The sequence below is a fragment of the Flavobacterium phycosphaerae genome (genome assembly GCF_010119235.1).
GTDB classification, from domain to species: Bacteria; Bacteroidota; Bacteroidia; order Flavobacteriales; family Flavobacteriaceae; genus Flavobacterium; species Flavobacterium phycosphaerae.
Map to the genome: position 1 here is coordinate 53,308 of NZ_JAAATZ010000001.1, position 20,297 is coordinate 73,604.

Annotated in this window: 20 protein-coding genes and 1 riboswitch; of the genes, 11 read left to right on the top strand and 9 right to left on the bottom strand. The window is 36.5% G+C overall.

The window, feature by feature from the left end:
* Positions 1-8: 8 nt before the first annotated feature.
* Both GUU89_RS00210 and GUU89_RS00215 read right to left on the bottom strand, forming a co-directional pair.
* Entirely contained in the window at positions 9-455 is a 447-nt protein-coding gene (locus GUU89_RS00210) for a hypothetical protein (protein WP_162126067.1), read from the bottom strand.
* Positions 442-951 carry an RNA polymerase sigma factor gene (locus GUU89_RS00215; protein WP_162126068.1) on the bottom strand — a complete coding sequence of 170 codons (510 nt, stop codon included), beginning with the start codon at positions 949-951 and terminating at the stop codon, positions 442-444. Before GUU89_RS00215 ends, GUU89_RS00210 begins: the two co-directional genes overlap by 14 nt.
* Positions 952-1,075: 124 nt before the next feature.
* On the opposite strand from GUU89_RS00215, the gene GUU89_RS00220 reads away from it, so the two are divergent.
* Positions 1,076-2,479, top strand: a complete 1,404-nt coding sequence (locus GUU89_RS00220) for a S41 family peptidase (RefSeq protein ID WP_162126069.1) — start codon at positions 1,076-1,078, stop codon at positions 2,477-2,479.
* Positions 2,480-2,553: 74 nt separating this feature from the next.
* On the opposite strand, the gene GUU89_RS00225 is transcribed toward GUU89_RS00220, so the two are convergent.
* Positions 2,554-4,494, bottom strand: coding sequence for a TonB-dependent receptor plug domain-containing protein (locus tag GUU89_RS00225; protein WP_235921907.1), 1,941 nt, complete (start codon positions 4,492-4,494; stop codon positions 2,554-2,556).
* 83 nt (positions 4,495-4,577) lie between these two features.
* Positions 4,578-4,843: riboswitch (cobalamin riboswitch) on the bottom strand.
* A gap of 46 nt (positions 4,844-4,889) precedes the next feature.
* Between GUU89_RS00225 and GUU89_RS00230 the strand changes: the two genes are divergently transcribed.
* The 3 genes from GUU89_RS00230 to GUU89_RS00240 are packed head-to-tail and all read left to right on the top strand — an operon-like array spanning position 4,890 to position 7,843.
* The gene (locus GUU89_RS00230) at positions 4,890-6,026 is read left to right on the top strand and encodes an ABC transporter substrate-binding protein (RefSeq protein ID WP_162126070.1); all 1,137 of its coding nucleotides are present in this window, start codon (positions 4,890-4,892) and stop codon (positions 6,024-6,026) included.
* Positions 6,027-7,055 carry an iron ABC transporter permease gene (locus GUU89_RS00235; protein WP_162126071.1) on the top strand — a complete coding sequence of 343 codons (1,029 nt, stop codon included), beginning with the start codon at positions 6,027-6,029 and terminating at the stop codon, positions 7,053-7,055.
* Entirely contained in the window at positions 7,055-7,843 is a 789-nt protein-coding gene (locus GUU89_RS00240; RefSeq protein ID WP_162126072.1) for an ABC transporter ATP-binding protein, read from the top strand. The genes GUU89_RS00235 and GUU89_RS00240 overlap by 1 nt, the downstream gene beginning before the upstream one ends.
* On the opposite strand, the gene GUU89_RS00245 is transcribed toward GUU89_RS00240, so the two are convergent.
* The 3 genes from GUU89_RS00245 to GUU89_RS00255 form a co-directional block, all read right to left on the bottom strand.
* A complete protein-coding gene (locus GUU89_RS00245) occupies positions 7,830-8,282 on the bottom strand; it encodes a tRNA (cytidine(34)-2'-O)-methyltransferase (RefSeq protein WP_162126073.1) in 453 nt (150 codons plus the stop codon). The two genes, GUU89_RS00240 and GUU89_RS00245, sit on opposite strands and share 14 nt — an antisense overlap.
* A gap of 2 nt (positions 8,283-8,284) precedes the next feature.
* The gene (locus tag GUU89_RS00250; RefSeq protein ID WP_162126074.1) at positions 8,285-8,890 is read right to left on the bottom strand and encodes a pseudouridine synthase; all 606 of its coding nucleotides are present in this window, start codon (positions 8,888-8,890) and stop codon (positions 8,285-8,287) included.
* A gap of 76 nt (positions 8,891-8,966) precedes the next feature.
* Complete coding sequence (locus tag GUU89_RS00255; RefSeq protein ID WP_162126075.1) at positions 8,967-9,893, bottom strand: DUF4476 domain-containing protein; 927 nt, start codon at positions 9,891-9,893, stop codon at positions 8,967-8,969.
* A 152-nt stretch (positions 9,894-10,045) separates the two neighbouring features.
* Between GUU89_RS00255 and rmuC the strand changes: the two genes are divergently transcribed.
* The 5 genes from rmuC (at position 10,046) to GUU89_RS00280 (ending at position 16,088) form a co-directional block, all read left to right on the top strand.
* Positions 10,046-11,368, top strand: coding sequence for a DNA recombination protein RmuC (gene rmuC, locus GUU89_RS00260; RefSeq protein WP_162126076.1), 1,323 nt, complete (start codon positions 10,046-10,048; stop codon positions 11,366-11,368).
* A complete protein-coding gene (locus GUU89_RS00265; RefSeq protein ID WP_162126077.1) occupies positions 11,361-11,909 on the top strand; it encodes an acyl-CoA thioesterase in 549 nt (182 codons plus the stop codon). Before rmuC ends, GUU89_RS00265 begins: the two co-directional genes overlap by 8 nt.
* Before the next feature lie 218 nt (positions 11,910-12,127).
* Entirely contained in the window at positions 12,128-13,579 is a 1,452-nt protein-coding gene (locus GUU89_RS00270; RefSeq protein WP_162126078.1) for an Ig-like domain-containing protein, read from the top strand.
* A 26-nt stretch (positions 13,580-13,605) separates the two neighbouring features.
* Positions 13,606-14,994: an FG-GAP repeat domain-containing protein gene (locus tag GUU89_RS00275; RefSeq protein ID WP_162126079.1), complete on the top strand. Its 1,389-nt coding sequence runs from the start codon at positions 13,606-13,608 to the stop codon at positions 14,992-14,994.
* Positions 14,991-16,088 carry a CRTAC1 family protein gene (locus GUU89_RS00280; RefSeq protein ID WP_162126080.1) on the top strand — a complete coding sequence of 366 codons (1,098 nt, stop codon included), beginning with the start codon at positions 14,991-14,993 and terminating at the stop codon, positions 16,086-16,088. The genes GUU89_RS00275 and GUU89_RS00280 overlap by 4 nt, the downstream gene beginning before the upstream one ends.
* A gap of 46 nt (positions 16,089-16,134) precedes the next feature.
* Here GUU89_RS00280 and GUU89_RS00285 read toward each other — a convergent pair whose 3' ends face one another.
* Genes GUU89_RS00285 through GUU89_RS00295 form a run of 3 tightly spaced genes read right to left on the bottom strand, consistent with a single transcriptional unit; the run spans position 16,135 to position 18,063 of the window.
* Positions 16,135-17,094: an ion channel gene (locus tag GUU89_RS00285; RefSeq protein ID WP_162128589.1), complete on the bottom strand. Its 960-nt coding sequence runs from the start codon at positions 17,092-17,094 to the stop codon at positions 16,135-16,137.
* Positions 17,095-17,105: 11 nt separating this feature from the next.
* Positions 17,106-17,603, bottom strand: coding sequence for a GNAT family N-acetyltransferase (locus tag GUU89_RS00290; protein WP_162126081.1), 498 nt, complete (start codon positions 17,601-17,603; stop codon positions 17,106-17,108).
* Position 17,604: 1 nt separating this feature from the next.
* A complete protein-coding gene (locus GUU89_RS00295) occupies positions 17,605-18,063 on the bottom strand; it encodes a DUF1801 domain-containing protein (protein WP_162126082.1) in 459 nt (152 codons plus the stop codon).
* Between the two features lie 72 nt (positions 18,064-18,135).
* Between GUU89_RS00295 and GUU89_RS00300 the strand changes: the two genes are divergently transcribed.
* Both GUU89_RS00300 and GUU89_RS00305 read left to right on the top strand, forming a co-directional pair.
* Positions 18,136-19,194 carry a DUF3667 domain-containing protein gene (locus GUU89_RS00300; protein ID WP_162126083.1) on the top strand — a complete coding sequence of 353 codons (1,059 nt, stop codon included), beginning with the start codon at positions 18,136-18,138 and terminating at the stop codon, positions 19,192-19,194.
* 2 nt (positions 19,195-19,196) lie between these two features.
* Complete coding sequence (locus tag GUU89_RS00305; protein ID WP_162126084.1) at positions 19,197-20,231, top strand: M28 family peptidase; 1,035 nt, start codon at positions 19,197-19,199, stop codon at positions 20,229-20,231.
* Positions 20,232-20,297: the final 66 nt, after the last annotated feature.

Here is a 20,297-nt window from a genome sequence, read left to right on the forward strand (position 1 = left end):
TGATTTTTTTATTTAAAAATTTTGTTTTTTGATTGTTCGTATTCATTTAAATAACTCATACTTCCTATGCCTTTATTTACATGTTCAGAAATCATCGCCAACGCTTTTTGTGTTTCTCTGAAGGCTACTTCGGGATCATTAATAGTGCCTAAGGCTTGTGGTTTAGGTTGGTTATAATGATTGTATGTAAATAAACTCACGCTCAATAAAACTGCAACAGACGCTGCAACAGATAACCAAACTACGCTTTTGTGCTTATTAGTATTTAATGGAATCGTCGCGGTAAACTGTTCTTGTTTTGCTTGAGTTGCATAACCAAATATAGGTTTGTATTGTTCCAAATGCTGCGCAACATCGGGAGAAGTAAAATAGTCTTTCAACTCTTTCTCTTCAGCTATACTGGTTTGTGCTTCAAAGTATTTTTCTACTAATATTTCTATTCTATCCAATGCCATAATGATGTGTTTTTATCATGGTTTCTCTTATAGTTTTTCTTGCTCTTGAAAGTGCCGTGCGAATTGCCGACTCATTCATTTCTAAAATCTTGCTGATTTCTTCAAACTCCATTTCTTCAATATCACGCATTTGAACAATCAGTTTTTGTTGCTCAGGTAAATCATTCATTATTTTGGCTACCCAATCCCAAGTGTCTTTGTCTTCTACTTTTTGTTGTAAGCTGGCTTCTCTATCGGTGAAATTATTGTGAACAATTTTCATGTTACTCGCTCGTTTTGATTTCAGTTGATCCAAACAATAATTCTTGGTCATTGTCATCGCTACTGCTTCAATACTTTTATATTCATCCAATGTTTCGTTCTTATTCCACAACTTTACCAAAACTTCTTGAGTAGCATCTTCGGCCTCTTCCGTGCTCACGAGTAATCGCTTTGCCATTCGGAAAAGTTTATCCTTAAACGGATTGACCAATTGCATAAACTCTTTTTGATTCATTTAAACTACACTTTGGTTGGTGGTTATAAAGTCCAGACGAAAGATACTTTTATTTGTTACAACAATATGTTTTAATTCATACTAAACTTAGTAAATTTACGTTATATTAAATAAAATTACTGCTATGAAAAATTTTGTAAAACTGTTGCTACTGTTGTTCTTACTTGCCTTTCCTTTAGCTTGTGAAGATATGGATGACCATCCGGTTCCGTCTAATTTACAAGTAAATGATTTTGTTTGGAAAGGCATGAATTTATATTACCTATGGCAAGCCGATGTCCCGGATTTAGTTGACACCAAAGATGATAATGAATCGCAATACTTTGATTTTTTAGATTCTTTTGCTAGTCCTGTTGATTTATTCAACCATCTTCGTACCGATAATGTTACTGATAGATTCAGTGTTATATATAGCGACTATACTGTACTTGAAGGGACGCTCTCAGGAACTACTCTCAATAACGGAATGGATTTTGGTTTAAAGCATGTTAATGCAACCACCGATGTATTTGGTTGGGTAAGATATATCATTCCCGGCTCAGATGCGGCTACCAAAGATATTCAACGTGGTGATGTTTTTTATGCCATTGACGGAATTCCATTAACAGATGCCACTTATAGGAATCTTCTATTTGGAACTAATGAAGCTTACGTTGTCAACTTAGCCGATTATAGTATTGACAGCACCGGTTTTGTTACCATTACGCCTAACGGAAAATCAATAACCTTAACCAAAACCAACCTTTCTGAGAATCCTGTTCTTCTGAGTAAAGTAATTAATCAAGGGACACACAACATTGGCTACCTGATGTACAATGGTTTTTATCCAAGTTATGACACTGAATTGAATGCTGCATTTGGCAGTTTTGTTGCTCAAAATGTAACCGATTTGGTCTTAGATTTAAGATACAATTCAGGAGGTGCAGTGACAAGTGCTACCAAATTAGCCAGTATGATAACGGGGCAATTCTCCGGACAATTATTTGCTAAACTGAAATGGAATGCCAAAGTAGAAGCTTTTTCTGGAACATCAATCTATAATTTTGCCGGAAATCTAAATAGTTTAAACCTCAGCAAGGTATATGTTTTAACTTCAAAAGGCACCGCTTCAGCCAGCGAACTAGTCATTAACTGTTTAAAACCTTATGTTAATGTAATTCAAATCGGAGATATAACTACCGGCAAAAATGTAGCTTCTATAACGTTATACGACTCTCCGACATTTGGGAAAGCTAATGTAAATCCCAGTCATAAATATGCTATGCAACCCATAGTTTCCAAAGTAGTCAATAAAAATGATTTTGGCGAATATTCTTTAGGCATTGAACCCAATACTCCTATAGTAGAAAAAATAAGTAATCTTGGTGTTTTAGGCAATACTGATGAACCTTTGCTTAGCGCTGCCATCAGTAAAATAATGGCTAACGGCAAACTAATTCCTCAATCACCAATATTAATTCAACGTGATTTTACTGATGCTAAAGCCATCAACCCATTAAGAACAGCAATGTATTTGGAAAATAAATAATCAGAAAAAATCTTTTGAACCAATGTAACTATTAATAAAAAAGGCTAATCTTTCGATTAGCCTTTTCACCACAATTACAAAATGATAGTTACCCCCATCTTGAAATTTCTGCCTCGGGTGGAATACCCGATATTCTCTACAAACTCTTCGTTAAAAATGTTGGTTACCGAACCAAAAATGGTCAATCGGCTTTTGATTAATTCGTATTTAGCCATTGCATTCAGCAATTGATATGAATCTAATTTGACATTTTGTGTCATAAATGTATTCCCGTCAAAAAAGGCATCATTGCGCGCATCAAAATATTGGTAACTCACATTGAAAAAGCTTCGGGTTGTCGGTTGAAAATCTAAACCGGCATTTACTTTGTGTTTCGGAATCAATCGATTCAAGGCTTCGTCAACTTGGGTAAAAGTATAATTTCCGTTTACTCTCACTTTAGTAGTAATATCCCATGAGAGCTCGGTTTCTACTCCTTTGGCTCTGTTGCTGCCATCAAGATTGATATAATAGGAATCAAAGGTTATGTTGTCAAAGAAAAATCCAAACGAATTTTTTTCATCACGATAAAAACCTACGGCGTTCAACTTCAATTTTTTGTTGAACAATTCGGTTTCAAAACCGGCTTCAACTGTTCTGTTTTCTTCCGGCGTTAATTCGGTATTCCCATATTCCGAATACAATTGGTACAAACTTGGCGTGATATAAGCCGTGCTGTAAGAAGCCAACACTTTCAACGGAAAATTTGTCATAAAGTGAAACGACGGATTGAAGTTGTATACCAAATGGTTACCATATTCGCTATGCTCGTTCAATCGGGCACCCGCGTTAAAATTCAAACCAAAATTTGAACTGTAAACAAAAGTCACATAAGGATCAATCATGTTAAATTTAGTGCTTTCTCTTTCCAAATTACCATAAGGCGTATCAGTTGCCATATCGTGAAACTGAAAATTCGCACCGGTGACAACAAAGAATTGATTGCTGAATTGGTACTTATTAAAAGCATCAACAATCACACTTCTTGATTGGTATAAAGAATAATCCGTTGCAGCAGTATAAGCATTGTACTCGTTATAATCTCTTTTTATTTTTTCAAAACTGGTATTCAGATTGAATTCCCCTTTATTGTATTTGAACTTTGGTGCGAATCCAAAACGAAATTGTTCCGAAGTTGTTTTATTTAGACTATTATCTTCAAAACCGGTATTATCAAAAGGCAAATCGTAATTATTGTTCAGTTTATCATAATTGCCAAAGAAGTCTAAGGTTAGTTTCTCAGTAGCTTTATATCCTAATTTAGTCAAAATATTTTGTCTAGAAAAACTATCCGGTTCATAATTGTTACCGTCAATTTGTGACATGCCTTTGGTTTCAGTGCTGTTTAACCCTGCGAAGTAATTTATTTTGTTGGTATTGCCGCTCACCGAAAATCCTTGGTTAAAATCCTGCCCGTTGTATTTATGGTTATCCGTTGTATTGTTGGAACCGATATTTACATAAGCATTCCCATGAATGGTTTTTTTTGAAGCTTTCTTCAATGTAATATTGATAACTCCCGTTGCCGCTCCGGTACCATAAAGAGTACTCGCTGCCCCTTTCATCACTTCAATTTTTTCAATTTGTTCTACCGGAAGCAAACGCAAATCATACTCTAAACTAATCCCCGAAGCATCTGTCACCGGAATCCCGTCAATCAATATTAAAATTTGACGGTTCTTACCTCCGCGGATATAATATCCCAAGTTTTTACCGTTAGCTGATTGGTTTCCGTTAATTTCAACTCCGGCTACTTGTGACAATACTGTTGCTAAGTTTTGTCCTGATTTTTTTTCCAGTTCTTCAGCCGAAATAACCGAAATAACTTTTCCTGATTTTTCTTTACGCTGTGCAAATTTGGTGTCCGAAATTACAACTTCATCCAAAGCATTCACTTTGACAGAATCTTTCTCTTGCGCATAGGCACAAGTACTCAGCAAGGCCAAAATAGCCATTGCTCTAACTGATTTTTTCATTTTTTAAATTCAACAATAATTTAATAATCTTGGGAGAAAAGCATAGAATTTACCCATACCCAAACCTTTTGTCCCGAAAGTTTGTTACTCTGATGAATTAGGCAGGTCTCCTGGCTTGCGTCTTGTTGTTTACCTTCCCATCTGAATTTGAGATTAAGGATTCATAGATTGAGGATTCTTAAAATCCTAATTCCTAATTCCTAATTCCTAAATTCCACGACAGTGGTGTTGTAGATAACAACAAGCTTAATAGCTTACAGTTGCGGGAACAGCTTTGGATTTGAACCAAATTCCCTTTTAATGCGGTTTTGAAAAACTAAAACCACAACCTTAATTCGGCTGCAAATGTAAAGTATAAATTAAAAACAAAACAATACTTTTGCAAAAACAATTTGATGAAAATTCTTAGTCACTATATTCTATTCATTTTTATTTCGATGGTTTTTGTGCAATGCAAAACCGAAACGAAATCGGAAACTGCCATTGCTGCAAAAAATGAAATAGCCTACGCCAAAGGGTTTTCGCTTATAAACTATCACGGTTATACTGTAGTCACTGTCAAAAATCCATGGCCCAAAGCGACCAAAACTTACACTTACATTCTCAAAGAAAAAGGGGGAAGCATCCCCGATAGCTTGAAACAAAATGTTACAATTACTGTCCCGATTAAGACTATCGTAGTTACCTCAACCACGCACATTCCTTCCCTGGAAATGTTAAACGAAGTAAATTCACTTGTCGGTTTTCCACATGCTGATTATATTTCTTCCGAAAAAGTGAGAACCCGTATTGAAGCCGGAAAAGTCAAAGAACTCGGCATGAATCAAAATTTAAACACCGAAGTTTTACTGGATTTACAACCGAATATTATCATCGGCTACGGCATAGACAACAACAATCCGACTTTGGATAATTTGCAAAAAAGCGGTTTAAAAGTTATGCTCAATGGTGACTGGAATGAGGAAACACCTTTAGGCAAAGCAGAATGGATTAAATTTTTCGGAGCCTTATACGGCAAACAAAAACAAGCCAACGAATTGTTTTCTAAAATTGAAAAAGACTATAAAAACACTATCGAAATTGCCAAAAAAGCAACTACAACACCAACCATTTTAGCCGGAGATATGTTTGAAGACCGTTGGTATTTACCACGCGGAACCAGTTGGGGCAGTTTGTTACTCAAAGAGGCCAATTCGAACTATTTATGGCAGGAAACTACCGGAACCGGAAGTTTGTCATTGTCGTTTGAGACCGTTTTCGAGAAAGCCCAAAATGCCGATATTTGGATTACTTCCGGACAATTTTCTTCGTTAAAAGAAATGACTGACATGAATCCGCATTATAATCAATTTAAAGCTTTTAAAACAAACAATGTCTATTCGTTTAGTGGCAAAAAAGGCAAAACCGGCGGTATTCTCTACTATGAATTAGCGCCAAATCGACCTGATATAGTATTGAAAGATATCGTTAAAATTTTGCATCCCGAATTATTGCCAAGTTACAAACCTTTCTTTTTTGAAAAATTAAAGTAGTTGAAAACCCAAAACCGAAATAGCTTTCTTTTTACAGCGTTGACATTGGCATTGCTGGCAGCCTTGTTGTTAAATGTTGCCGAAGGTCAAGTAGCCATACCGATAAAAGAGGTTCTCAAAAGCTTGTTTGGCGGTCAGGCCAGCAAAGATACTTGGGAATATATCATTGTAAATTTCAGATTGCCCAAAGCCATCACGGCGGTGCTTGTTGGTATCGGACTTTCCATCAGCGGGTTGTTGATGCAAACACTATTCAGAAATCCACTAGCCGGTCCTTATGTGCTTGGACTGAGCTCCGGTTCAAGTTTGGGCGTAGCATTTGTTATCCTCGGCGCCGGGTTTATGCCTGCCGTTTTATCGCAATTTTTAGTATCGTCTTACGGCATTATATTAGCTTCGTGTATTGGCAGCTCATTGGTTTTAGTATTGATTTTAATGGTTTCCCAACGTTTACGCGATACTATGTCCATTCTAATTGTTGGACTAATGTTCAGCAGTTTTACCGGAGCTGTGGTGAGTGTGTTTACTTATTTCAGTACGGCGGAACAATTGCAGAAATACACTTTTTGGTCGATGGGAAGCCTTGGGAATTTATCCTGGCAAAACATAACTATTTTAGGGGTATGTGTTCTTCTAGGTTTGTTGATAAGCTTGGCTTCACTAAAGCCTTTAGACGCTTTATTATTGGGAGAAAATTATGCCAAAAGTATGGGCTTGAATATCCAAAAGACGCGTTATGTTATCATTTTAGCCACAAGTATTTTGGCCGGAAGCATTACCGCTTTTGCCGGACCGATTGCCTTTATTGGCTTAGCCGTTCCGCATTTAGCCAAATTACTATTTCAAACCAGCCATCATAAAACATTATTTTTCGGCACACTCCTTATAGGTTCCATTATCATGTTATTTTGTGATACCGTTTCACAAATGCCGGGCTTTGACTTTACTCTGCCCATCAATGCTATAACGTCAATCATTGGAGCGCCGGTGGTGATTTGGTTAATTGTTAAAAAGAAAAGTATTCAATAATGAGTTCGAAAAAAATCATACTCGAAACTACTGCTTTGAACATTGGATACCATTCCAAAAGCAATCCTACTGTCATTGCTGAAAACCTCAACCTGAAATTGGAAGAAGGACAACTGATAGCTCTGGTTGGAGCTAACGGAATTGGTAAGTCTACTTTATTACGAACACTTACCGGAATCCAAAAACCATTAAACGGTAAAGTGACCCTGAATGACAAGAGCATTTTTGCTTATCAGACATTGGAATTGGCACAAAACTTAAGTTTGGTCTTGACCGAAAAATTACCTCCGAGTAACTTGACGGTTTTCGAATTAATTGCCTTGGGAAGACAACCCTATACTAATTGGCTCGGAAAACTTTCGGGCGAAGATTATGATAAAATAACCCAAGCGGTTGAACTGACACACATAGAGCATTTGCTATCTAAAAAGCATCATGAAATCAGCGACGGGCAATTGCAAATTGTATTAATTGCCAGAGCCTTGGCACAAGATACTCCGCTAATAATTCTTGACGAACCCACTACGCATTTGGATTTATTCCATAAAGTTTCGGTCTATAAATTATTGAAGAAATTGTCGCAGGAAACCAATAAAAGCATACTTTTTTCAACACATGACATCGATTTGGCTATACAATTAAGCGATGAGATGATAGTGATGACGGAAACCAAAACCGAACAAGACCAACCTTGTAATTTGATTTCGAAAGGAATTTTCAATACTCTTTTCAAAGAGGCTTCCATCACTTTTGATGGCGAAAAAGGAAAGTTTATTATTTCAAACTAAGCTGCCTTTTCGCTTCGCCCACAACAAACGCCACAGAATTGGCAATGTTATAGCTTCTTATCAAATTCGACATCGGAATGGTTAAATGATTCTCGAATTGGTCTAAAACTTCTTGGCTCAATCCTACACTTTCCTTACCAAAAACCAACCAATCACCATCCTGAAATTCGGCATCATAAATGGATGTTATAGCATGTGAACTCATCAAGAAAACTCTTGATTTATCCGGAAGTTGCGCTATCCATTCGGCTACATTTTGATATTCAGTAACGTCTAAATGCACCCAATAATCCAAACCGGAACGCTTTAAATTTTTATCTGTAATTTCAAATCCGAACGGATGTACCAGGTGCAAGCGACTTTGAGTACCTACGCACAAACGGCCAATGTTTCCGGTGTTGTTAGGAATTTCAGGTTCAACTAAAACGATATTCAACATTTTTATTTAGGATTTAGGAATTGGAATTTAGGATTTTGATGGTCATTGAAAAAGCTTTCTACTTCGATAACTTCGCCTGCTTTGATATTTTGCAAATGTATCGTTCCAACGCGAATTCGTACTAATCGTAATGTGGGAAATCCAACCGCCGCGGTCATTTTTCGCACCTGACGAAACTTGCCTTCAGTTACTGTGATGGAAACCCAACTTGTGGGACCGTGACGTTCATCGCGAATTCTTCTGCCTTCGCCTATACAATTCGGAAGTTCTGTAATGATTTTTGCTACACATTTTTTGGTGGTATACCGAATGCCTTTGAAACCAATTTCAACTCCGTTTTGAATTTGGGCCACCGCTTCATGAGTGATAATGCCGTCTACTTGAGCATAATATTCTTTTTCAATAGTTTTGCTTCTTACCATTTCACTCATCATGCCATCGGTAGTAAGCAACAACAAGCCTTCAGAATCTTCATCTAACCGACCGATGGCCATGGTTCCTTCGGGGAAATTATACAATTCGCCCAACAACTTCTTATGCCGTTTTTTTTCGTAAATAAATTGGCTCAAATAACCGTGTGGCTTGTGGAGTAAAAAATGGTGATTCATTGCTCTTATTTGCTCGTAAAAATAAAAAAAGACCATCCAATAAGAACAGTCTTCTTTACTTTATTCTCAAACTATTTTATTCCCGACTTTGCACATAATCAGATAAAGCATCTACATTACTGCTAAAAGAAAAAATACCATTTAATTTAAAATAATTTCTAGGTTCTATACAATAATCATATGCAAACTTAGCAAACTCTAATTTATTATCTTCAAAATTGAAAGTATTAGCTATTTGCATAATTTGGTCTACGCTTAAACAATTTGCAGCAACTACTTGCTTTGCTGTTTTTAACTGAGTCTCTTCAAAACTTTGTTTTTTTATCGTAGCCATAGCTGCATTAAAATTGGATAGAGACATGCTATACTTTCCAGTACAACCTCTTACCGGTTCAGGGTCTTGATGATGTCCTGAAGACGAATGGGTTGTGGTAGTGGTAGTAGTTTGACTTACGGTGCCACCTCCTAAATTGTCATTAATAGAAACTCCCATAGAAACTCCTCCAACATTCACACCCACATTTACCCCATTCGTTTGTGTGGTAGTAGTAGTGGTTGTTTGAGAAATACCAACATTAACCGGTGGTGGTGTTGGTTGACCATAATGAATGACATGTACATTTGAAGCCGGAATAAAATTAGGTTGAACCGGTATAGATGAATAATAATTTAACTTCATTTTAGTTTTATTATTCTTATCTCTTTTGATTTTATAGGTAACATCCGAAAATACTCCATCAACATCGGTTAACATTAAATTGTTCTTTGATACATCTTGCAATGTTTGATCTGCAAATTTAATTTTAGCATTATAATAAGGTTGATTCAAATCTTCAACTCTCAAATTTGTCTGAGGAATATCATTGATAACTTCTCCATTTAAAATCAAAGTAAACTTATCTCCGTCTTCAGAGAAAATAGTCAAATGACCGACCGGACCCAATTGAGCAAAAGAAAGAGAAGAAATTAGCAAAATAATTAGCAAAGTAATTTTTTTAATCATAGCGAAAAGGTTTAAAATTGGTGTAAATTATTTATCAAATGTTATATGTACCTAAATAAAAAAGGTTGACGAATTTAAAAAAAAAAAAATCAAAAGTCAATCTCTAAGTGAGTCAAATCTGTGTATATTTAAGCTCTTAATTATTTTTACCTATGAATGACAACCTAATGATAATAATTGCTTTTATAATTTCACTCACCATTGGTATCTTTATTGGCAAAACACTTTTCGCAGCCCAATCAAAGTCGGATAAAGCTTCATTGGAAGAAAAAATAAACGGTTTACTCCAACAAATTGACCAACTTAAAAATCAAGTCAATCAAACGGTTCAGGAACGAGAAGCCATTCGTACTGAAAAAGAAGCTTTAGCCATTCAGCTTTCCAAAAAAGAAACCGATTTTGAGAATCTTTGGGAACGCAATAAAGAGCAAAAAGACGAAGTAGAAAAACTGCAAGAGAAATTCACCAAAGAATTTGAAAATTTGGCCAACAAAATCTTAGAAGAAAAAACGACCAAATTCACTGAGCAAAACAAAGAAAACCTCAAAAACATTCTAACGCCGCTTCAGGATAAAATTCAGCTTTTTGAAAAGAAAGTAGAAGATACTCACAAAGAAAGCATTGATTATCATGCAGCTTTACGCCAACAAATTTTAGGCTTACGCGAAATGAACGAGCAGATGAGCAAAGAAACCTTGAACCTGACTAAAGCTCTGAAAGGCGACAGCAAAATGCAGGGCAATTGGGGCGAATTGATTTTGGAAAGAGTATTAGAAAAATCAGGATTGGAGAAAGGCCGTGAATACGAAGTACAGCAAAGTTTTACCACCGAAGTGGGCAATCGTGTTTTTCCCGATGTCGTAATCAATTTGCCTGATGGAAAGAAAATGATAGTGGATTCAAAGGTAACATTGACAGCATACGAACGCTACATCAATGAAGAAGACGACAACACTAAAGCACAATATTTAAAGGAACATGTGATTGCTTTAAAACGTCACGTAGACCAACTTAGCGAGAAGAACTATCAGGATTTATACCAAATGGAAAGTCCGGATTTTGTGTTGCTGTTTATTCCGATTGAATCCGCTTTTGCTTTGGCCTTGAATGAAGATACTACGTTGTACAACAAGGCTTTTGAGAAAAACATTGTGATTGTAACTCCGTCAACATTGCTGGCCACTTTACGCACCATTGACAGCATGTGGACGAATCAAAAACAACAGGAAAACGCTTTGGAAATTGCTCGTCAGGCCGGAGCTTTGTATGACAAATTTGAAGGGTTTGTGAGTGATTTGGTTAAAATTGGTAAAAAGATGGATGAAGCTAAAGTGGAATACCAAGGCGCCATGAACAAACTCGTTGATGGAAAAGGAAATTTAGTCAACAGTGTTGAAAAACTTAAAAAAATGGGGGCCAAAGCCAAGAAAGCCTTACCCGAAAACATCCTAACCCGAGCCGAAAAAGATGAATGACTTTTATAAAACCGTAGCCTCATCCCAAATTACCATTTCGCAGTTGATGCTACCCTCACACACAAACTTCAGTGGTAAAATACATGGCGGTTATATCTTGTCATTATTGGATCAAATTGCTTTTGCTTGTGCTTCTAAATTCTCAGGACATTATTGTGTCACCGCTTCGGTAGATACTGTTGACTTTTTAAATCCGATTGAAGTCGGTGAACTGGTTACGATGAAAGCCAGCGTTAACTATGTGGGTAAAAGTTCCATGATTGTAGGTATTCGGGTTGAAGCCGAAAACATTCAGACCGGTGTAGTGAAACATTGCAATTCGAGTTATTTTACGATGGTCGCAAAAAATGATACCGGCCAAAACATTGAAGTGCCCGGTTTAATTTTGTCTAATGATGAAGAAATCAGGCGTTTTTGCAACTGCATCAAAATGATTTCGCTCAAAAAAGATCGGAATCAGCATGAAGAAGTTTTTGATTACCAATCAGCATCTTCCATTGAAATGCTAAAAACATATCGTGTCAAACTAACAGGCCGTTAACAAGCATTTTAAAATTAGCGAGGAAAATAATTCAAAAGTAGGGTGCTTACCTTTTCAGTTGTCTAAATCTAGATATGATAATTCTCAATAATTATAGCGGTTTTGGGAATTTATTTTCATTATTCTTATTTTTTATCAACAATCTTTATTAGTAACAGCATAATTAATAGGATATTATAAAATATTTACTATTTTTGGTTTGCATTTTTAAAAATTATATGAAAAAACATTACTTCCTACTAATTGTATCAGTCCTAACATTAAGCGTATTTTTTGCTTGCTCTGACAGTGATGACGACTATGTTCCCATTAATAATTTACCTGTAGCTACTGATGATACTGTTGAAAGTACTTTAACCGAACCGATTACCATAACGGTTTTAGCAAATGATACTACCGGAAGTACCGTTGTAGCTTCAACGGTTAGTATCAAAGGAGGATCTGATACCGATAGTAATGGAACTTTAGATATATTAGTAGTTCCTAATCAGGGAACATGGACAGTAGCCGCAACAGGAACTATCACCTTTACTCCACTGCCAACCTTTACGGGCAATCCGACACAAATATCGTATACGGTAAAAGACGCTCAAAACAATGTTTCGAATGAAGCGCTTGTTACTATAAATGCCGTTCCTATTGTCTCTGCCGATTTAACTCAAGTTCCCTATCCGAAACTATCAGACTATCATTTCTTTATTGGGGAAATGAAAAATCAGATTCCATCACTTAATGTACTTCCTTACGCTCCGGCAAGCTCACTTTTTACGGATTATGCACACAAGAAAAGATTTGTATGGATGCCTACCGGCTTAAAAGGAACTTATGTTTCTGACAGTAAGGTTTTTGAACTTCCTGTAGGTTCTGCTTTAATAAAAACATTTTATTATGACAATGTGCAGCCTGCCAATACTACAAGAATCATCGAAACCCGTGTAATGATTCGCAAAGCTGACGGATGGATATTTGCCGATTATGTTTGGAATGATGCACAAACAGAAGCTTATTTTGATTTGAACGGAAGTTATACTGCCATTTCGTGGAAAGACGAAAATGATGTGATTAAGAGTGCTAATTACAGAATACCTTCACAAGTACAATGCTTGATTTGTCACAAACAAAAAGAGATGTCCGGTCCGACCGAAATAACTACACAAATCCCTATCGGAATAAAACCGCAAAACCTGAATTTCGATTACAATTACGGAACAGAAACCAAAAATCAATTAACCAAATGGATTGAACAAGGTTATTTAGAAAACAATTTCAGTTTTCCAACTCCTGAAAACACAACGGTAAATTATAATGACACTTCAAAATCGCTGGAATTAAGAGCTCGCTCTTATCTGGACATTAATTGTGCTCATTGTCATCAATTAGAAAGACATTGTGACTACCGACCAATGCGTTTTGACTTTAAAGACACCGGAGATGCCACTAACGGACTTACAAATTTAGGAGTTTGTGTAAATACCTCTGATATGCAAGATTTTGACCCGGCGTTAGATAAAGTGGTTAATCCTGAAAATCCGGCCAGATCAATGCTATATCATCGTATAAATACCGATAATGAATCATACCGAATGCCACTTCACGGAAGAACAATAATCCATGTGGAGGGTGTTGCACTAATAGAGCAATGGATAAACTCGTTGCATCCATGCGAATAAAATAATAACTAAACCAAAACAAGAAAATGAAGAACAATTACAAATCTCAAATATTAAATTCGTTTAGTATTTTTAAAATTATTGCCCTGGTACTATTGGGGTTGGGATACCAATCCTCTTTTGGGCAAAACACTTGTGCTACGGCAGTGCCAATAACAGCAGGTTCTACAATAGTTGATGCTATTGACGGAACTAACATTGCTACTACTTGTGCAACTGCAACCTTAGCCGAATGGTATGTATACACCCCAACGGAAAATCACAGTGTAACTCTTACCTCTGACCTATTGGTTAACATTTGTAAAGACACCCATTTTAATGTGTATACTGGTAACTGCGGGGCGCTTACTTGTTATGCAAATGATGATGATTCAGGAACCATCGCTTGTAATTCAGGCGCTAATACCAATTCGTATTTATCAAAAAAGACCTTTGATGTTTATGCCGGTACTACCTACTATATCTCATGGGACAATAGATGGAGTGCTGTAGGATTCGAGTTTCAGTTAATTGAAGCGCCTCTTGTCCCAAGTCCTTGTTCAACGGCTATACCGGTTTCAGCAGGAATCACTACTGTAAATGCTATTGACGGTACTAATATTTCTACCACTTGTTCAACAGCAACAATGGGAAAATGGTACAAATACGTGCCAACGAATAATTACCATGTTACCGTATCATCAGATTTAGCCGCTAATATTTGTAAAGACACCAATTTCAGTGTGTATACAGGAAGTTGTTCAGGTACTTTAGCTTGTTTGACCAGCGATGATAATTCAGGAGTTATAGAATGCAATTCAGGAAACACCGATTCATTTTTATCGAAAAAAACATTTGATGTAAGTGCCGGAACCACCTACTATATCGCTTGGGATAATAAATGGAGTACAGAAGGTTTTGATTTTCAAATAACAGAAGCACCAATAATTGTTCCTGTCAATTTCACTACTCAAGTAGTTCCAACTATAAACAGCACTTATAATCTTTGTGTTGTGGATATGAATGGTGATAATTTAGACGATATTGTTGGAGTTAGCGCTAATAATTTAAGAGTACACTACCAAGGCAGTACAGCAGGCGTATTTACCTATACCGATTTTCCTATTACCGGAACCAGTATGATGCCGGGCTGGAGTATGGCTGCTGGTGACTATAACAGAGATGGATTCAACGACATTGTCCTAGGAAGTGGTCAAGGCCTTTCCGTTTGGACTTCAAACAGCACCGGAAGTGCTTACAGCAATTTTACTCCCGGAGATTATATCTTCTGTCAAAGAACAAATTTTGCCGACCTTAATAATGACGGAAATCTGGATGTATTTTCATGTCACGATATTGCACCAAACTGCTACTATTTAAATGATGGATTGGGTGATTTGACATTTTATCAATCTACCGTTACACCGGGGCCATGAGTATTGGTGCCGGTGGTGGAAATTATTCCACTTTATTTACTGACTTTGATAATGATGGAGATACCGATGTATTCATTTCTAAATGTTCAGGACCTCCATGCGAATTACATAGAAATGACGGTAACGGAGTATATACTGATATCTCTGCTATTGCCCAAATTAATGTGACTCCAATTCAAACATGGTCGTCAGGTATAGCCGATTATGACAATGATGGTGATATGGATATCATTATTACTGCCAGCACAGGATTACATAAATATTTCAGAAATAATTTAGATACTTCTAACAACACTGAAGAAGCTTTCAGCAACATTACAGCTGGCTCAGGTTGGGATACTAATACATCAACCAATATTGATAACGTAGCTTATGATTTTGACAATGACGGATTTGTAGACGTCTTAGGTGGTGGTAATAAAATCATGTTCAATCAAGGTGACAGCACCTTTTCTGCAACAACTTACACCGGAATTAGTGTTGGTGCTATCGGCGACTTAAATAATGATGGGTTTCTTGACATTTTAAACGGAGGTACCATTCGCTATGCTGTTCCAAACGGTAATAAATGGTTAGAAGTTGCTTTACAAGGTATTCAAAGTAACAGTAATGGGATTGGTGCCCGTATTGAAATTTATGGGGCTTGGGGCAAACAAATCAGAGATGTTAGAAGTGGTCAAGGCTTTAAATATATGGCATCACTAAACGCTCATTTCGGAATTGGTCAAGCTACAACTATTGACCAAGTAGTTATAAAATGGCCTTCAGGAATCATTGATACTTACAACAATGTTACGCCAAACCAAATGCTTAGAGTTATGGAAGGATCAACTTTAGCCGTTAATTCATTCAACAACACGGCTTTTAGTTTGTATCCAAATCCTGCAAAACACACTATTAACATCACTTTAAACAGCAATAATCCTATTGAATTTAAAGAAGCTCAGGTATTTGATATGAATGGTAAAGTAGTATTACAAACCAAACTGGATAGCACTTCAATCAATGTTGATAAATTAGCAACCGGAACATATATCTTATTGTTGAAAGATGCTCAGGAAAAAAATTATTCTCAAAAATTCATAAAAGAATAAAACCCTATAAACTCCATAAAAAAGTCCCGAGAAATCGGGACTTTTTTTATAACGTTACTTTTTCAAAAGCATTTAGTTTGTCTATGTGTAACACGGTTTTGTTTTCATCAGTACTTTTAAAATACATCGGAATAAATTTGGCTCCAAACACAACTTCAGCAAAAGAATAAGAAGTTCGTTTAGCCACAGTAGTACTGAACATATCATCAAAAACCTTTAGGAATACCAAAATCTCTCCATTGATATTTTCATAATCATCTTTCCTAAAACCATGCAACGGACTGCTTTCCGTAATCGGATGCACCAAGGTCCAACTCAAGGTTAATGAATTAATTTTGGCCAACTCCAACTCCAAATTGTAAAATTTATTGACCAATTTTCCATCCTCCTCCACTATCATTCCCACAGTCATTTTAACTTCAGCATCGGTAAGATTGGCATTTTTATAGGGTGTCATTCTCAGCATTAGTCCAGTTCCGTTTTTATAAGGAGCTATCAATGCATTTTGTGAAAATCGAATAAAAGCTTTGGGCTTACTGAATCTCCCATAAAACAAACCGGTAGCGATAGCAAAACTCAGCAACCCAAACAAAGCCTCCACTGCCGCAGTAAAACTGGTTAAAAAGCCACTCGGACTAACATGCCCGTACCCCACTGTAGTAAACGTTTGAACGCTAAAGAAAAATGCCTGACCAAATTTATCTAAAGTAGAAGTGGCCACAACCCCATTCAGATGCTCAACACCAATACCATAATAAATGCTGGCAAAAATAAAATTGACCAAAAAATAGAAAATAACAATAATCACCATGAATTTCCAACGCGGAATATTCAACATGGTGTGGTACCAACTAATGCTGTCAAAAAGGCCTATCCCCGATTTTTTTATATTAGCATTTCCGCTTTTATTGATAAATCGCCCACCATAACTTGATGCATTGGTGCCAAAACCTGTATTAGCATCTGCTTTGGCTTTGTTGTTTATTTTTTTAAAAAGGCCATAAATTGTGTTTGTTATTAAATTGATTTCTCCATCACATAATCATCCATCACATAGCCATTGCCAATGCTGATGACTTCTTCAAAACTAATCGTAAAACCTATGCTTTCATAAAACCGAATTGCTTTATTGTTTTTATTTACATTTAAAAGCAATTCTTTTTGATGACGTTTTTTAGCCTCATTTGCAATAAAATCAATGAGTTGTTTGCCAATTCCTTTTCCTTGTTCAGTAGTCAAAATATAAATTTTATGAATTTTGGTTTTCGGTTTTTTACCATAATTAAATTCAAATGATGCAAATCCCAACACCGTTTCGCCTTCTTTGGCCAAAATAAAACGATGTTTTTTCTCCATAACTTGCTCATGCAAAGATGGAACACTATACATCATTTCCATCATATAATTCAGTTGAGCTTCACTTAAAATAGCTCCATAAGCTATCGGCCAAACCTCTTTGGCAATGCCTCTAATGTCAGTAAACTGCAGGTCCTGATTGTTTTCTATTTGAATCATATTAAGCTTTTGTAAATGCATTTTCATAACCAGAAATCCAATCCTGTACCGTTATTTTCCGAATCAACTCGGCAATCAAATCATAAGGTATATCATCCATTTTTTTAAATCGAATACAACTCTTGCCCATATCCAGTTTGGCTTTACTATGCTTTGGATATTCGGAAACAAACCAATCCAGCAAAGTAGCATTAGCATAAATCCCCATGTGGTACAAAGCCACAAAGTTTTTTTGAGAAGCTACATTTATAAAAGGCAACGGTAATTTCGGGTCACAATGATAGCCTTTAGGGTAGATACTGTGTGGCACCACATAGCCCAGCATACCATACCCCATCACTTCCTGAAATCCTTCGGGCAAATTTTCCAGTATGGTGTCGCGAAGTTTTTCCACGGCAACTTTCCTGTCAGATGGCAATTCGTTTAAATACTCTTGAGGGGTAACGGCTTTAGATTGCATGGTTTTATATTTTGTTTCCCAAAAATAGAAATAAATTTAATAGATTTACGGGTCGAATTTTATTACAAAGTTATGTCCAAAAGTCCGCTACGCCAAGATAAAACGTGCTTAAACTGCCGATACGTTGTAGAAAACCGATTCTGTCCCAATTGCGGTCAGGAAAATACCGATACTCGAAAAACGTTTCACCACCTGTTTATCCATTTTTTTGAGGATTTGACACATTATGAAAATGCCTTTTGGAAAACAATCAAAAACTTGTTCTTCAAACCTGCATCACTGACCAAAGAATATCTTTCGGGCAAGCGTCTATCCTATTTGGCCCCAGTTCGTTTGTACATTTTCATCAGTTTTGTGACGTTCTTCTTAATTGCTGCTTTTCCGACCGGCGAAAATGAATTAATTCATGCTAATCAAACGCTGACAATTCAAGTAAAAGACAAAAATGGTGTACTCAAAGACAGTGTGATTTCGACCAAAAAAATAAAAGTGTCGGATATGATGAAGATGGATGAAAAAATGCAAGAGAAAATGCACCTAACCAATGCTCAACAAAACGAGAACTTCTTAAACTTTGGCTATAAAAATCTCAAAGAACTGGATTCACTTCAAAAATACGGCCCGGCTGATGATAAACTATCCGATTTTGAATACAACATCATCAAAAAATCATTGGAGGTAAAAGCCAAATACGACAAACAGGAAATGTGGGAGAAATTTGCCGAAGCGGCTTGGCATAACTTCCCGAAAGCCTTGTTTATTTATATGCCTTTATTTGCTTTTGTATTATGGCTATTTCATGGTAAAAAACGTTGGTATTACTTTGATCACGGTATCTTTACTTTACACTATTTCTCGTTTCTACTACTCTCCGGACTACTGATATTTTTTTTCAATAAAATAATGAATTGTTTTGTGGACAATACCTTTACGGCTATCATTTCTTATGTTGGTATTGGTTTGGGTTATCTTTGGATGTTTTATTATTTCTTCCCGGCGCACCATCGTTTTTATGGCGAAACCCGCGTGATCTCGTTTCTGAAAAGCATTGCTATGCTAGTCATTAACTCTATTTTAATCTTCATCTTACTACTTGTCTTTATCATATATACTTTCATCAATTTACATTAGCCATGAAATCAAATTGCATCAAAATAATAGCTCTTTTTTTAGTTACGGGTCTTTTTACTAATTGTAGTTCTCAAAAATCAGTTACCAAAAACAAATCGGTTACCAACTATATCGATGCCATTAGTATCGAAAGCCTGAGAACGAATTTAACCAAAATCGCTTCCGATGAAATGGAAGGACGTCAAACCGGCAGTGAAGGGCAAAAAAAAGCCGGTCGTTACATTATTGATTTCTATAAAAGTCACGGCATAGCTTTTCCAAAAGGCGCTTCTGATTATTACCAACACATACCGGCGGCCTATTTAAATGCAAAATACAATGAAGACTTACCCGATTCGGAAAACATATGGGCTTTTATAGAAGGCTCTGAAAAACCGGATGAAATTGTTGTGATTTCAGCTCATTATGATCATGTTGGGATTAAAAAAGGAGAAATCTATAACGGTGCTGATGATGATGGTTCCGGGACTGTTGCTATTATGGAAATGGCAGCCGCCTTTCAAAAAGCTAAAAATGAAGGCCATGGTCCAAAACGCTCTATCCTGATTTTGCACGTAACCGGTGAAGAACACGGTTTACACGGTTCGCGCTACTATTCCGAAAAACCTTTGTTTCCAATAGCCAATACCGTTGCCGATGTCAATATTGATATGATAGGACGTCGCGATGATTTTCACAAAGACTCTAATAACTACGTGTATGTAATTGGTTCCGATTATTTATCTTCCGACTTGTACACCATTTGTGAAAGCGTAAACAAAGATTTCATCCATCTTAACTTGGATTATAAATACAACGACAAACAAGATCCAAACCGATTTTATTACCGTTCCGATCATTATAATTTTGCCAAAAACGGAATCCCATCCGTATTTCTATTCAATGGCACTCATGCCGATTACCACAAGGCTTCAGATGAAGTGAGTAAAATAGAATTTGATGCTTTAACCAAACGCACCCAATACGGTTTTGCCATTGCCTGGGAAATTGCCAACAGAAAAGATAAATTAGTGGTCGATAAAGAAGACGGACGATAGTTATATAAACAAAAAAAGCCCCCGTTACCGGAGGCTTTGACATTCTGGGTCGGTAACGGGGATTCT

Bases quoted from the DNA above. Each gene is read 5' to 3' on its own strand.
- GUU89_RS00230 (WP_162126070.1), top strand. From the start codon at position 4,890: ATGAAAATTCTTAGTCACTATATTCTATTCATTTTTATTTCGATGGTT.
- GUU89_RS00300 (WP_162126083.1), top strand. From the start codon at position 18,136: ATGTCCAAAAGTCCGCTACGCCAAGATAAAACGTGCTTAAACTGCCGA.
- GUU89_RS00265 (WP_162126077.1), top strand. From the start codon at position 11,361: ATGAATGACTTTTATAAAACCGTAGCCTCATCCCAAATTACCATTTCG.
- GUU89_RS00225 (WP_235921907.1), bottom strand. From the start codon at position 4,494: ATGAAAAAATCAGTTAGAGCAATGGCTATTTTGGCCTTGCTGAGTACT.
- GUU89_RS00215 (WP_162126068.1), bottom strand. From the start codon at position 951: ATGAATCAAAAAGAGTTTATGCAATTGGTCAATCCGTTTAAGGATAAA.
- GUU89_RS00280 (WP_162126080.1), top strand. From the start codon at position 14,991: ATGAGTATTGGTGCCGGTGGTGGAAATTATTCCACTTTATTTACTGAC.
- GUU89_RS00245 (WP_162126073.1), bottom strand. From the start codon at position 8,282: ATGTTGAATATCGTTTTAGTTGAACCTGAAATTCCTAACAACACCGGA.
- GUU89_RS00305 (WP_162126084.1), top strand. From the start codon at position 19,197: ATGAAATCAAATTGCATCAAAATAATAGCTCTTTTTTTAGTTACGGGT.
- GUU89_RS00210 (WP_162126067.1), bottom strand. From the start codon at position 455: ATGGCATTGGATAGAATAGAAATATTAGTAGAAAAATACTTTGAAGCA.
- GUU89_RS00250 (WP_162126074.1), bottom strand. From the start codon at position 8,890: ATGAATCACCATTTTTTACTCCACAAGCCACACGGTTATTTGAGCCAA.
- GUU89_RS00275 (WP_162126079.1), top strand. From the start codon at position 13,606: ATGAAGAACAATTACAAATCTCAAATATTAAATTCGTTTAGTATTTTT.
- GUU89_RS00290 (WP_162126081.1), bottom strand. From the start codon at position 17,603: ATGATTCAAATAGAAAACAATCAGGACCTGCAGTTTACTGACATTAGA.
- GUU89_RS00220 (WP_162126069.1), top strand. From the start codon at position 1,076: ATGAAAAATTTTGTAAAACTGTTGCTACTGTTGTTCTTACTTGCCTTT.
- GUU89_RS00255 (WP_162126075.1), bottom strand. From the start codon at position 9,893: ATGATTAAAAAAATTACTTTGCTAATTATTTTGCTAATTTCTTCTCTT.
- GUU89_RS00270 (WP_162126078.1), top strand. From the start codon at position 12,128: ATGAAAAAACATTACTTCCTACTAATTGTATCAGTCCTAACATTAAGC.
- rmuC (WP_162126076.1), top strand. From the start codon at position 10,046: ATGAATGACAACCTAATGATAATAATTGCTTTTATAATTTCACTCACC.
- GUU89_RS00240 (WP_162126072.1), top strand. From the start codon at position 7,055: ATGAGTTCGAAAAAAATCATACTCGAAACTACTGCTTTGAACATTGGA.
- GUU89_RS00295 (WP_162126082.1), bottom strand. From the start codon at position 18,063: ATGCAATCTAAAGCCGTTACCCCTCAAGAGTATTTAAACGAATTGCCA.